Genomic DNA, 13152 nt, shown 5'->3' with positions numbered 1-13152 from the left:
AGGACGCCGCCGAACAATTCTTACAGGAAAGCCCCGTGCCCATGGCACGGGGCTTTCCGCGTTCATGGAGGCCTTGGGCCCCTTTCCTTTTTCTTCTTCTTGTCTACTTCCCTCAGAGGCGTCCCGCTGCTTTCAAGGCGAGGTAGGCGTCTGCCAGGGCCGGCGCCAGGTCGTCCGGGGTCGCTTCGACGACCGTGACCCCGTGGCGGCGGAGTTGTTCCGTGGTGCGGTCGCGTTCGGCCTGGGCCTGGGCTGCTGCCGCTGCCTCGTACACCGCGTCGGCGTTTCCGCGGGCCTTGGACATCTGGGCCAGGTGCGGGTCGGCGACCGAGGCGAGCAGGACCGTGTGTCGCTGGGTGAGCTGGGCCAGCACGGGGAGCAGCCCCTCCTCGATGGGGGCCGCGTCGAGCGTCGTGAACAGGACGATCAGGGAGCGGCGAGGGGCTGTGCGCAGGGCCGTGGCCGTGAGGCTTCGGGCATCGGTCTCGACGAGCTCCGGTTCGAGGGTGGCCATGGCGTTGACCAGGGAAGGGAGGACGTCGCCTGCCGAGCGGCCCTGTACGAGGGCGCGGAGGCGGCGGTCGTGGGCGAGGAGGTCGACGCGGTCGCCGGCCCGGGAGGCGAGGGCCGCCAGGAGCAGCGCCGCGTCCATGGAGGCATCCAGGCGGGGGACGTCGCCGACCCGGCCCGCAGAGGTGCGGCCGGTGTCGAGGACCAGCAGGATGTGCCGGTCGCGCTCGGGGCGCCAGGTGCGTACCGCCACGGCGGACTGGCGGGCTGTGGCACGCCAGTCGATGGAGCGGGTGTCGTCGCCGGGGACGTATGCGCGCAGGCTGTCGAACTCCGTGCCTTCGCCGCGGGTGAGGACGCTGGTGCGGCCGTCCAGTTCGCGCAGGCGGGCCAGCTTGGACGGCAGGTGCTTGCGGCTGGTGAACGGCGGCAGCACACGGACCGTCCAGGGGATCTCGTGGGTGCCCTGGCGGGCGAACAGGCCGAGCGGACCGTAGGACCGGACGGTGACACGGTCGGCCCGGCGGTCGCCCCGGCGGGTCGGGCGCAGCCGGGTGGTGATGCGTCGGCGCTCACCCGCGGGGACCGTGAGACGGTGCCGGGAGGCCGCCACTTCGGTGCCGGGCTGCCAGCTGCTGGGGGGCCAGGCGTCACGGATACGGGCCCGGAGCGGGCGGCGGGACGTGTTGGTGACCGTCAGGGTGATGTCGGCGGTGTCGCCCAGGCGTACCGAGGTGTCGCCGGAGCGGCTGAGGCCGAGCCGGCGCACGGGGGCGGCCAGGGCGAAGTCGCAGGCACAGGCCACCGCCAGGGAGGTGTTGACGGCGAGGAGGCCCGTCCAGCCCGGTTCCCAGAGGCCGACGGGGAGAGAGCCGAGTGCCGCCAGGAGGGCGGCGCGTCCGGTGAGGGCCATCAGCGGGGGACGGGGACGTGGGTGAGGATCGCGTTGATGACCGAGTCGGTCGTGACGCCTTCCATCTCGGCCTCCGGCCGGAGCTGTACGCGGTGGCGGAGGGTGGGGAGGGCGAGGGCCTTCACGTCGTCGGGGGTGACGTAGTCGCGTCCCGTCAGCCAGGCCCAGGCGCGGGCGGTGGACAGGAGGGCGGTGGCTCCTCGGGGGGAGACGCCGAGGGAGAGGGACGGTGACTCGCGCGTGGCGCGGCAGATGTCGACGACGTAGGCGGTGATCTCGGGAGAGACCGTCGTCTTCGCGACCGCGGCGCGGGCCGTTTCCAGGTCGGCGGCGGTCGCGGCGGGGCGTACGCCGGCGGCGCGCAGGTCCTGGGGGTTGAAGCCCTCGGCGTGGCGGGTGAGGACGTCGATCTCGTCCTGTCGGGAGGGCAGCGGGATCGTGAGTTTGAGGAGGAAGCGGTCGAGCTGGGCTTCGGGGAGGGGGTAGGTGCCCTCGTACTCCACGGGGTTCTGGGTGGCGGCGACCAGGAAGGGGTCGGGGAGGGGGCGGGGGGTGCCGTCGACGGTGACCTGGCGCTCCTCCATGGCCTCCAGAAGGGATGCCTGGGTCTTCGGGGGCGTGCGGTTGATCTCGTCCGCGAGGAGGAGGTTGGTGAAGACCGGGCCGGGCTGGAAGGAGAACTCGGAGGTGCGGGCGTCGTAGACCAGGGAGCCGGTGACGTCGCTCGGCATCAGGTCGGGGGTGAACTGGACGCGCTTGGTGTCGAGGTCCAGGGCGGCGGCGAGGGTGCGGACGAGCAGGGTCTTGGCGACACCGGGGACACCTTCGAGGAGGACGTGCCCGCGGCACAGCAGGGCGACGGCGAGGCCGGTGACAGCGGGGTCCTGGCCGACCACGGCTTTGGCGATCTCGGCGCGCAGGGCTTCCAGGGAGGCGCGGGCGGCGGCCGGGTCCCCGGTGTGCGCGGCGTTGTCAGTGGTCGGGTCCATCATGGACGGCGTACCTCTCTTTCGAGGGCGTCGAGTCGGTCGGCGAGGGTGATCAGGGCTGCGTCGTCGCCGGGTGGCGGGCCGAACAGGAGATCGTGCGGGGACTGCCCGTCGCCGTGGAGGCGGGTGGACAGGGCGGGAAGCAGGGTCTCGGGCGTGTGTGCCTGGGACACGGGGACGCCTACGAGGGGGGCGAGGCGCGTGCGGGTGGTTGAGCGGAGAGCGGTGGCCGCGCGGTCGCGGGCGTTCGCCTTGCGGTAGAGGCGGGCGCGGCCTTCGACGGTTTCGGAGGCGCGGATCGCGACGGGGAGTCTTTCGGGCACGAGCGGGCCGAGCCGGCGTGCCCGCCACAGGGCGGCCAGGGTTGCCGCGACGAAGAGCTGCGCGGTGCCCCAGATCCAGCCGGAGGGGAGCAGGTCGAAGAAGCCGCGTTCGCCTTTTTCGGAGGCGGCGGAGGCATCGGCGAGTGAGGGGAGGTACCAGACCAGATGAGGGCGGGAGCCGAGGAGCTGGAGGGCGAGCGAGGCGTTGCCGTGCTCGTCGAGGTGGTCGTTGAGGAGGATGTCGGGGGCGCCGAGGAGGACCGTGTCGCCGGCCCCGGAGGCCGCCGGGACACGTATGAGGGTGGCCAGGCGCTCGCTGGGGTAGCACTCGTCGGCGTCGAGATGGGTGGTGGTGTAGCGGATGCCGCCCATGTCGGCGGAGCCCGCGCTGCGGGCGGCGGGCAGGGTGCAGACCGGGTCGAGGGTGGAGCCGAAGCTGGTGGCCGGGTCGGCGACGACACCCGGGGCGAGCCGGTCGACGGACGCGCTGCCGGAGGAGACCAGGACGGTGCGGCCGCCGGAGTCGGCGAACGCGGAGTACAGCCGCGACTGCTGGCGGTGCGTCAGGAGGTCGGGGGCAGCGACCAGGAGGGTCGTGTCGGGTTTCGCGGCGGCGGATGCCTCTTCCAGGGTGGTGACCACGCGTGTGTCCACCCCGCGGTCGGCCAGGAGTTCGGCGACCGCGCGGCTGCCGAGGGGGTCGGCGGAGCGCGGGTCGAGTTCGCCGTGGTGGGCGTCGGAGCGGACCACGGCGATGACGACGGCCGCCACGAGCAGCAGCGCGAGCGCGAGGACGACACCTCGCGCGCGGGCCCACACCTGGCGGGCGGTGGGCGAGGCCGAGGTGGAGGGGAACGGTACCTCGGTCGTCATCCGGCGGCTCCCTGGCGGGCGTTGTCGTCCTTGGTGCTGTCGCTGTGGTTCTGGTTACCGGCGGGGGTGCTCGCGAGCCGGGGTTTGGTCCGTTCCAGGTCGCAGTCGAGTTCGGTGATCTGCCGGTACGACTCTTCCGTCGCGGTGCGGCCGCCGTATGTCACGTCGTCGAAGTTCCGGGCCGCGGTGTGCAGCCGGCCGGTGTGGGCGGGCAGGGCGCGGCCGGCCTCCGCGGCGGCCTCGTCGGCGGTGCGGCCGGGGTGGATGTCGAGCAGAGCGCGTTCCTCCAGGGAGCGGACGACGGCGCGCATGCGTTCCTGGACGGCCTGGTTCCAGTGGCCCTGGACGGCGTGCGCCTCGGCGGCCGCGCGGTGTTCGGCGGCGCTGCGGGGGCGGTCGGCGAACAGGACGGGAGCGGAGGCCGGCCGGCGGCGCGGGGTGCCCAGGCGCCACCACAGGGCGCCCAGGACGGCGAGCACGGCGGCGGCGATGACAATCAGTCCGAGCACACCGCCGGGTGCCGCGGTGGAAGCGGCGTCGAACAGCTTGCCGACCCACTCCCAGAAGGCGTCCAGGGCCCGCTGGAACCAGCTGGGATCGTTCTCGTGGTACCTCTGCTTGGACAGTTCGCGCCGGGCCGCCTCCCGCGCGGGGTCACGCGGGAGGGTGACGGGCGGCTCGCCGTCACCGCGCAGCAGCACCCGGACTGTGCTGCCGGCGGCTTCGGGCAGCGTCTGCGCCGATGTGAGCACGGTGAGCACTCCCCCCGCGGTGTGCACCCTGTCAGCTCCCCGGGACGGTGCCGGGCCCGTAGCCCTGGACCCCGGCGGCGCGGCCCAGTTCGAGGTCGAGGGCCTCGCGGCGGATGCGCTGGTCGATGTAGAGGAGCACGGTGACGCCGGCCTGGATCGGGTACGTGATCATGGCGCCGATGACCGCACCGATTCCGGTGATGATGAGGAACGTCCAGCCGATGTCGCCGCCGGCGCTGTTGAGGAAGCCGGTGACGCCGCCGCCGGTGACGGTCATGGCGATCACGGTGAAGGGGATGACGATGATCGACGCGACGAAGCCCGCGATGATCATCGCGAGCAGCTGGATGCCGAAGATCCGCCACCAGGAGCCGCGCACCAGCTTCGCGGAACGGCTCATCGCCTTCAGGACGCCCTGCTTCTCCAGCATCAGCGTCGGAGAGGCCAGCGAGTAGCGGGTCATCAGCCACACGGCGACGATGCCGGCACCGAGGATGCCCAGGACGGTGAGCACCACCGCGCCCGCGCCGCCGACCGCGGCGGCCATGACGATGCCGGGCACCGCGCCCACCGTGACGACGAGCGCGGTGATGAGCATCAGCAGGCAGATCAGGCCGAACAGCCTCAGGATTTGGGGGCGGGCGTCGCGCCAGGCCTCGGCGGCGGTGACCGACGTGCCGAGCACGGCGCGGCTGGTGACGGTGGTGAGCAGGGCGGTGGCGGCGATGGTGCCGATCAGGGTGACGACGTAGACCACCCCGCTGTTGATCAGGGAGTCGCCCATGGCGGCGGTCAGCTCGTCGAAGGTGGCGGACGGGTCGCTGAGGGCCGCGGCGCTGGGGCTGTCCAGGAAGAGTCCCTGGACGAGGACGACGATGATCTCGGTGAGGACGGCGACGGTCAGCGCGATGCCGAGGACCGTGCGCCAGTGGGTGCGCATGGTGGAGACCGCGCCGTCGAGGATCTCGCCCACGCCGAGTGGGCGGAGCGGGATCACGCCGGGCTTGGCCGCGGGCGGGGGCCCGCCCCAGCCTCCTCCCCAGGACCCGTACCCGCCGGGACTGCCGTACCCGCCGCCGTATCCCCCGGACCCGCCGTAGCCGGGCCCGCCGGGGGGCGGGGTGCCCCAGCCCGGCGAGGGCGGTGGTGGCGGGGGAGCCTGGCCGGGGTCCGCGGCGCCGGGCCGGCCGGTGGGCGCGGACCACTGGCTCGGCGGCTGCTCCTTCGACCAGCCCGGACCCTGCGGGGCGGGCTGCTCGGGGTTCGGGGGCTCTGCGGGCTCGGCAGGTCCGGACGCACCCGGCCCCTGCCCTTCGGAGGGGGCGGATCCGGGCGAAGCCCAGCCCGGAGTGTCGTTCATCGTCGCTCCTTCACGGTGCCCGTCCGCGGTCGCGGCGGCAGGTTCGCAGCCATCGTGTCATGGGGTGTTCCTCAACGGACCTGTCGGACCGGCAGAGGTGAGGACTGTGCCTTCAATTGTCCGCGTTCCAGGGGGCAGACTGGCCGCATGGCTGATCAGTACGCACACAGCGGCGACCACAAGCGGCCGACCGACATCCCGGTGATCCGCTGGGAGGAGCCACCGGAAGGGCCCGTTCTGGTGCTGCTCGACCAGACCGGACTGCCGGCCGAGGAGGTCGAGCTCGTCTGCACGGACGCCCCCGCGCTCGTGGAGGCGATCCGCTCGCTCGCCGTGCGCGGTGCGCCACTGCTGGGCATCGCCGGGGCGTACGGCGTCGCCCTCGCCGCCTTACGGGGCTTCGACGTGGACGACGCCGCCACAGCGCTGGAGGGTGCCCGGCCCACCGCGGTGAACCTCGGGGTGGGGGTGCGCCGGGCCCTGAGCGCCCACCGGGGTGTTCTCGCCCGCGGCGGCGATCTCCGGGAGGCGGCCGGGGCCGCGCTGGCCGCGGCACGGCAGCTGCACCGCGAGGACGCCGAGGCCAGCGCCCGGATGGCCCGCCACGGGCTGGCGCTGCTGGACGAGCTGATGCCCGGCGGCGGGCACCGGATCCTCACCCACTGCAACACCGGCTCACTGGTGTCGGGCGGCGAGGGCACGGCGTTCGCGGTGGCGCTGGCCGCGCACCGGGCGGGCCGGCTCAGGCGACTGTGGGTGGACGAAACGCGCCCGTTGCTGCAAGGTGCTCGCCTGACGGCATACGAGGCCGCCCGCAGCGGCATGGCGTACACGCTGCTCACCGACAGTGCGGCGGGATCGCTGTTCGCGGCGGGTGAGGTGGACGCGGTACTGATAGGGGCGGACCGCATCGCAGCCGACGGCTCGGTGGCGAACAAGGTGGGGAGTTATCCGCTCGCCGTGCTCGCGCGGTACCACCATGTGCCGTTCATAGTGGTGGCACCGGTGACGACGGTCGATCCCCGGACACCGGACGGGGCGTCCATCGAGGTCGAGCAGCGCCCCGGCCATGAAGTGACCGAGGTCACGGCACCGCGGGTGCCGATGGCCGGAACCGAAGCGGGAGGCGGGATTCTTGTGGCACCCCTGGGGACCCAGGCGTACAACCCGGCGTTCGACGTGACACCACCAGAACTGGTCACGGCGATCGTCACGGAGGAAGGTGCCGTCTCACCCGTGACGGCAGAGGCCCTGGCCACACTGTGCGCCAGGTCACGCCAGGTCACGAATAGCTAATGGGATGATGTCGTTTATGAAGGGACGAGTCCTTGTCGTCGACGACGACACCGCACTGGCCGAGATGCTCGGCATTGTGCTGCGTGGTGAAGGTTTTGAACCGTTTTTCGTAGCCGACGGGGACAGGGCGCTGGCCGCTTTCCGTGAGGCCAAGCCCGATCTGGTGCTGCTGGATCTGATGCTGCCCGGCCGGGACGGCATCGAGGTGTGCCGCCTGATCAGGGCGGAGTCCGGGGTGCCGATCGTGATGCTCACGGCGAAGAGCGACACCGTTGATGTCGTGGTCGGCCTGGAGTCCGGTGCCGACGACTACATGGTCAAGCCGTTCAAGCCGAAGGAGCTGGTCGCCCGGATCCGGGCGCGGCTGCGCAGGTCGGAGGAGCCGGCGCCGGAACAGCTCGCCATCGGCGACCTGGTGATCGACGTGGCCGGGCACTCCGTGAAGCGGGAGGGGCAGTCGATCGCGCTGACGCCGCTGGAGTTCGACCTGCTGGTCGCGCTGGCCCGCAAGCCGTGGCAGGTGTTCACGCGTGAGGTGTTGCTGGAACAGGTCTGGGGGTACCGTCACGCGGCCGACACCCGGCTGGTGAACGTCCATGTCCAGCGGCTGCGCTCCAAGGTCGAGAAGGACCCGGAGAAGCCGGAGATCGTGGTGACCGTCCGTGGTGTCGGCTACAAGGCAGGACCGAGCTGACATGTCCGGTGACAGTGCCGCTTCGGGCTCCGGCCGGTCCGGGGACCGACCGGAGCGGCCTGTCGGCCGGACGTCCGATGGTCGCACCTCGAGGCGTTCCCGCTGGGGGCGTCTCCTGGAGGGCGGGCTGCTCCGGGGCGGAGTCCAGGGCAGCCCGGTCATCCGTCTGTTCGTGCGCTGGGTGCGCCGGCCGCTGCTGCCCGTCATGCGGCTGTGGCGGCGCAACATCCAGCTCAAGGTCGTCGTCACCACGCTGCTGATGTCGCTGGGTGTGGTCCTGCTGCTGGGCTTCGTCGTCATCGGCCAGGTGCGCAACGGCCTGCTGGACGCCAAGGTGAAGGCGTCCCAGAGCCAGGCCACCGGCGGGTTCGCGGTGGCCAAGCAGCAGGCCGACGAGGCCGCGAGCGGCACCGGCGAGGACGCCTCGGCGGTGGACGGCAGGTCCTCGCAGAGCGTCATCCAGTGGATGAGCGACCTCGTGGAGTCGCTCTCCAGCGGCGGCCAGGGCGCCTTCGACGTGGTCACCCTGCCCATGGGCGACGAGAGCGGCGGCGGGCGCGGTCCGCGCGCCTCGGGGCACGTCGACCCCTCGCAGAGTGTGCCCGGCGATCTGCGGGACTGGATCGACACCAGCACCAGCACCGGGGCCGCGCAGCGGTACACGCGGATCGTCTACAGCAACGGCGCGGACTCCCAGCCCGGTCTGGTCATCGGCAAGCGGGTCAACGACCCCAACGGTGATCCGTACCAGCTGTACTACCTCTTCCCGCTGACGCAGGAGGAGAAGTCGCTGAGCCTGGTCAAGGGCACGCTGGCGACCGCCGGTCTGTTCGTCGTCGTCCTCCTCGGGGCCATCGCCTGGCTCGTGGTGCGGCAGGTCGTGACGCCGGTGCGGATGGCGGCCGGGATCGCGGAGCGGCTGTCCGCCGGGCGGCTTCAGGAACGGATGAAGGTCACCGGCGAGGACGACATCGCGCGGCTCGGCGAGGCCTTCAACAAGATGGCGCAGAACCTCCAGCTGAAGATCAACCAGCTCGAGGACCTGTCGCGGATGCAGCGCCGGTTCGTGTCGGACGTGTCCCACGAACTGCGGACACCGCTGACAACCGTACGGATGGCGGCGGACGTCATCCATGAGGCGCGTGAGGACTTCGACCCGGTGACCGCACGGTCGGCCGAACTGCTCGCCGACCAGATCGACCGGTTCGAGTCACTGCTCTCGGACCTGCTGGAGATCAGCCGCTTCGACGCGGGCGCGGCTGCCCTGGAGGCGGAGCCGGTCGACCTGCGGATCGTCGTACGGCGCGTGGTCAGCGGGGCCGAGCCGCTCGCCGAGCGCAAGGGCACGCAGATCAAGGTGGTCGGCGACCAGCAGCCCGTCGTCGCCGAGGCCGACACGCGGCGCGTGGAGCGGGTTCTGCGCAACCTCGTTGTCAATGCCGTGGAGCACGGTGACGGAAAGGACGTCGTCGTCAAGCTCGCCGTGGCGGGCGGGGCGGTCGCGATCGCGGTGCGGGACTACGGCGTCGGGCTCAAGCCCGGTGAGGCGACCCGGGTCTTCAGCCGCTTCTGGCGGGCGGACCCGGCACGCGCGCGGACCACGGGCGGTACCGGGCTGGGGCTGTCCATCGCCCTGGAGGACGCGCGGCTGCACGGCGGCTGGCTCCAGGCATGGGGCGAGCCGGGCGGCGGCTCGCAGTTCCGGCTGACCCTGCCCCGGACGGCGGACGAGCCGCTGCGGGGCTCTCCGATACCGCTGGAGCCCAGGGACTCGCGGCGCAACCGCGGACTCGGCGACGCCGGTGCGCCGCACGGCGGCGGGGACGGCGAGAAGCGGGCCACCCTGCCCGCGCCGTCCGCGGACACCGAGGGCTCGGCCCGCGCGGCCCGTGATCCGCTCGCCCCGCTGTCGGCCGCCGTGACACCCACGGCCGATCCGACGGCGCTGCCCGGCAACGGCGCGCGAGTCGTGTCGCGGCCGGCCGCGGGCGCGCCGCGCCGGGGGGAGCCGGCGGGACCGGCCGCCGGGGACGCGACGCCTGCCGACGCGGGTGCGGATGCCGACGCGGGTGTCGATGCCGGTGCCGGTGGGGCTGCCGACGCCGGTGGCGTGGACGAGTTGGACGATGTGGACGGTCTGGACGATGTGGACGGCCTGGAGGGGCTCGACGGCCTCGGGGACAGGCAGGGGGAGGCTTCGCATGGGCGGTGAGCGCGCAGGACGCGGCCAAAGGTCGCCGGCACGGATGATCGCGTACGCCACCAGCGGTGTCGTACTGCTGGCCGGGTGCGCCTCGATGCCCGACAACGGGGATCTGCGGGGCGTGGAGTCCACGCCCCTGCAGGACGCGCAGGTGCGGGTGTTCGCGATGCCGCCGAGCGAGGACGCGTCGCCCACACAGATCGTGCAGGGCTTCCTCGAGGCGCTGACGAGCGACGATCCGGACTACAAGACCGCGCGCCAGTATCTGACCGCCGAGGCGGCGGATGCCTGGCAGCCCGAGCGGTCCACCACGGTGCTGGCGGACGGGCCGGGCACGCAGGCCGACCCGCCGGGCCGGGAGAAATCCCGCGAGGTCTCCTTCACCCTGACCGGCGAGAAGGTGGCCACCGTGGACGCGCAGCAGGCGTACGCGTCCGCCACCGGGCCGTACAACAAGCTCGTGCATCTCACGCAGGACGCGAAGAGCGGGCAGTGGCGCATCGACGGGGTGCCACAGGGCGTCGTCATGGGGAAGTCGGACTTCCAGCGCAACTACATGTCCGTCAGTAAGTACTACTTCGCCTCGAACACCGTGGGGGCCGCCGCGGACGGGCCGCCGATGGCGGTCGCCGACCCGGTGTACGTCCGCAGTCATGTGGAGCCCACCACCCAGATGGTGCGTTCCCTCCTGGGCGGACCCACGACCTGGCTGGACCCGGTCGTCAGGTCGAGCTTCCCCGCGGGCGTGGCGCTGCACGAGGACGCCGGGCCGCTGACGGCGGACGACCGCGGCAAGCTGACCGTGCCGCTCAACGGCAAGGCGACCGGCACCGGCACCGAGCGGTGCAAGGAGATGGCCGCCCAACTGCTTTTCACGCTGCGCAACCTCAGCCCCGCGGTGGACGAGGTCGAGCTGCGGGCCGACGGGAAGCAGCTGTGCTCGCTGACCCAGGACGGCACCGGGACCGTGGCCGGCCGGGGTTCGCTGAACAGCCCCGCCTACCTGTACTTCGTCGACGAGGAGCAGCGGCTGGTGCGGATCCCCGCCGACGACAACGCCACACAGCCGGACCCGGTGCCCGGGGCGCTCGGTGAGGTCGAGACCAGGCTGCGGTCGGTGGCCGTCTCGCGGGACGAACGCACTGCGGCCGGGGTCGAGTTCGACGGGAGGGCGCTGTATGTCGGATCGATCGTGCCGGGGGGTTCGCTCGGGGAGCCCGTGCTGAGAAGCCAGGGCAAGTCCGAGGACGACCGGCTGACCGCGCCCAGCTGGGACGCGCAGGGCGGCCTGTGGGTGGCCGACCGCGACCCCGCCGATCCGCTGCTGTTCCTGCTCGAGGAGGGCGCGGGCGAGCCGCTGGAGGTGCGCACTCCGGGCCTGGACGGGCGTATCCAGGCGGTCCGGGTGGCCGCCGACGGGGTCAGGATCGCGCTCGTCGTGGCGAAGGGCGACCGACGCTCCCTAATGATCGGACGGATCGAGCGGGGCGGGACGAACGGCCAGGAGGGGCCGGCCGGGCCGGCCGAGAAGACCGGCGCGCGGCCCACTGTCACCGTGCTGCAGATGCGACCCGCGACGCCCGAGTTGGAGAAGGTCACCGCCATGTCGTGGACCGGTGACAGCCGGCTCGTCGTGGTCGGGCGCGAGGAGGGAGGTGTGGAGCAGATGCGGTACGTCGAGGTCGACGGCTCCATACCGGAGGTCCCGCAGCCCGCCGCCCTGACCGGAGTCGAGTCGGTCACCGCATCCGCCGACGAACAGATGCCGCTGGTGGCGCACTCGGTGGACGGGATCGTCCGGCTGCCGTCGTGGGCCCAGTGGCAGAAGGTGACGGAAGGGACCGCGCCGGTCTATCCGGGATGAGCGCTCGCCGGCCGAGCGCGGGGCGTGCCGGGCGAACCTGGTGGAGTTTTCCACAGGGGTGGCCGGATGCGGTGGGCCTTGGCACAGTGGGGTCATGCGGGGCTGGTGGCAGGACCTTTCCGACCTGGTGCTTCCGGCCGAGTGCGGCGGATGCGGCAGGCCTCGTGCGGTGCTGTGCGCCCGGTGCCGTACGGCGCTGAGCGGTGCCGCGCCTCGCCGGGTGCGGCCGGAGCCGGAGCCGGCCGGGCTGCCGGTGACGCACGCCGCGGCCCGGTACGAGGACGGGGTGCGCGCCACGCTGCTGGCCCACAAGGAGCGCGGTGCCCTGGCCCTGACCCGACCGCTGGGCGAAGCCCTGGCAGGAGCGGTGCGCGCGGGGCTGCGGGAGGCGGCGCGGCCGGGCTCCGGTGGGCTGGTGGGGCCGGTCCACGGCGACCGCGGCGCGGTGCTGCTGGTGCCCGTGCCGTCCGCGCCACGGGCCGTGCGGGCCCGTGGCCATGACCCGGCCCTGCGGATCGCCCGGGCGGCGGCGGGTGCGCTGCGGCGGCAAGGAGTGCCCGCTTCGGTGCTTCCCGCGCTGCGGCAGCGGCGGGGTGTGGCCGACCAGTCGGGACTCGACGCCCGGCAGCGGCTGGCCAATCTCGCCGGGGCGCTGGCGGTGGCGCCGGGCTGTGGCCGGCTGTTGCGCGGTGGGCAGGTCGTCCTCGTGGACGACCTGATGACCACCGGGGCGTCGCTGGCGGAGGCCGCGCGTGCGGTGCGGACCGCGCTGCGGGCCCCGGACGCGGTGGACCACGCGATGTCTGCCGAGATGTGCACGCAGACGCGTACGGAGGTACGTACGAGAGCGGGTGCGCAGGCGCGGGAACAAGTGGATCTCAGGGCCGATTCGAGTATTTCGGCGCCCGCTTTCGTGTACAGAGGTGAGACGTGGGAAAGGAGAGGGGAACAGCGAAACGGATCGACTCAGGCGAGGACGGGTCGGCGGTCCGGCCGGTCAGTGGGTACGGCGGGTACGGACAGGGCCGACCGGCCCATTGACGTGAAGTGCGCTGCGGTTGTTGCGGCTTCACCGGATCCTTTCGAAATAAACCGGAACTGATGGGGAACTTGCATCGTTGCAGGTAGTGAGAGCGTAAATTCACCTGAACGGAGGTACGTGTCAGGAGAGGGTGACGCCATCCGTCCGAGCGAGATATGTTCGGTTGTGAGGGAAAGCCGCAGGCCACACCTCTCGAATCCGAATGCCGCGCTGCGGGTTTTTTGTTATCACCCGGGCCGGTGGAGTGGAGATCTCGCCCGTGGGGGAGGTGGAAGTCACCGAGTCCGAGGTTCCGGGGCTTACCGGAGCTTGGTGCAAAAGGGAGACGCTCCG

At 72.4% G+C, this 13152-nt stretch carries 10 protein-coding genes; 5 read left to right on the top strand and 5 right to left on the bottom strand.

Features of this window, described 5'->3' with window-relative positions; all coding sequences use genetic code 11:
• Window positions 1-112: 112 nt before the first annotated feature.
• From ACFPZI_RS09845 to ACFPZI_RS09825, 5 genes are read right to left on the bottom strand one after another with little or no spacing between them, the layout of a single operon-like run.
• Window positions 113-1423 (bottom strand): DUF58 domain-containing protein, encoded by a 1311-nt coding sequence (locus ACFPZI_RS09845; protein WP_381360989.1) that lies wholly within the window; start codon window positions 1421-1423, stop codon window positions 113-115.
• Window positions 1423-2412 (bottom strand): AAA family ATPase, encoded by a 990-nt coding sequence (locus ACFPZI_RS09840; protein WP_381360987.1) that lies wholly within the window; start codon window positions 2410-2412, stop codon window positions 1423-1425. The genes ACFPZI_RS09845 and ACFPZI_RS09840 overlap by 1 nt, the downstream gene beginning before the upstream one ends.
• On the bottom strand, window positions 2412-3608 hold the full coding sequence (locus ACFPZI_RS09835) for a DUF4350 domain-containing protein (RefSeq protein ID WP_381360984.1): 1197 nt from the start codon (window positions 3606-3608) through the stop codon (window positions 2412-2414). The genes ACFPZI_RS09840 and ACFPZI_RS09835 overlap by 1 nt, the downstream gene beginning before the upstream one ends.
• Complete coding sequence (locus tag ACFPZI_RS09830) at window positions 3605-4387, bottom strand: DUF4129 domain-containing protein (RefSeq protein ID WP_381360981.1); 783 nt, start codon at window positions 4385-4387, stop codon at window positions 3605-3607. The genes ACFPZI_RS09835 and ACFPZI_RS09830 overlap by 4 nt, the downstream gene beginning before the upstream one ends.
• A gap of 4 nt (window positions 4388-4391) precedes the next feature.
• On the bottom strand, window positions 4392-5720 hold the full coding sequence (locus ACFPZI_RS09825) for a DUF7544 domain-containing protein (protein WP_381360980.1): 1329 nt from the start codon (window positions 5718-5720) through the stop codon (window positions 4392-4394).
• 147 nt (window positions 5721-5867) lie between these two features.
• Between ACFPZI_RS09825 and mtnA the strand changes: the two genes are divergently transcribed.
• The 5 genes from mtnA to ACFPZI_RS09800 all read left to right on the top strand — a co-directional run bounded on the left by mtnA (window position 5868) and on the right by ACFPZI_RS09800 (window position 12879).
• On the top strand, window positions 5868-7016 hold the full coding sequence (gene mtnA, locus ACFPZI_RS09820; protein ID WP_381360977.1) for an S-methyl-5-thioribose-1-phosphate isomerase: 1149 nt from the start codon (window positions 5868-5870) through the stop codon (window positions 7014-7016).
• 4 nt (window positions 7017-7020) lie between these two features.
• Complete coding sequence (gene mtrA, locus ACFPZI_RS09815) at window positions 7021-7710, top strand: two-component system response regulator MtrA (protein ID WP_381360974.1); 690 nt, start codon at window positions 7021-7023, stop codon at window positions 7708-7710.
• 1 nt (window position 7711) lies between these two features.
• A complete protein-coding gene (gene mtrB, locus ACFPZI_RS09810; RefSeq protein WP_381360971.1) occupies window positions 7712-9922 on the top strand; it encodes an MtrAB system histidine kinase MtrB in 2211 nt (736 codons plus the stop codon).
• A complete protein-coding gene (locus ACFPZI_RS09805; RefSeq protein WP_381360968.1) occupies window positions 9912-11777 on the top strand; it encodes an LpqB family beta-propeller domain-containing protein in 1866 nt (621 codons plus the stop codon). The genes mtrB and ACFPZI_RS09805 overlap by 11 nt, the downstream gene beginning before the upstream one ends.
• Before the next feature lie 94 nt (window positions 11778-11871).
• Window positions 11872-12879: a ComF family protein gene (locus ACFPZI_RS09800; RefSeq protein ID WP_381360966.1), complete on the top strand. Its 1008-nt coding sequence runs from the start codon at window positions 11872-11874 to the stop codon at window positions 12877-12879.
• The last annotated feature ends 273 nt before the right edge of the window (window positions 12880-13152 follow it).

This window comes from Streptomyces chlorus (genome assembly GCF_042655885.1).
Taxonomy (GTDB): Bacteria; Actinomycetota; Actinomycetes; order Streptomycetales; family Streptomycetaceae; genus Streptomyces; species Streptomyces chlorus.
This window is presented reverse-complemented; position numbering and strand designations above follow the sequence as displayed.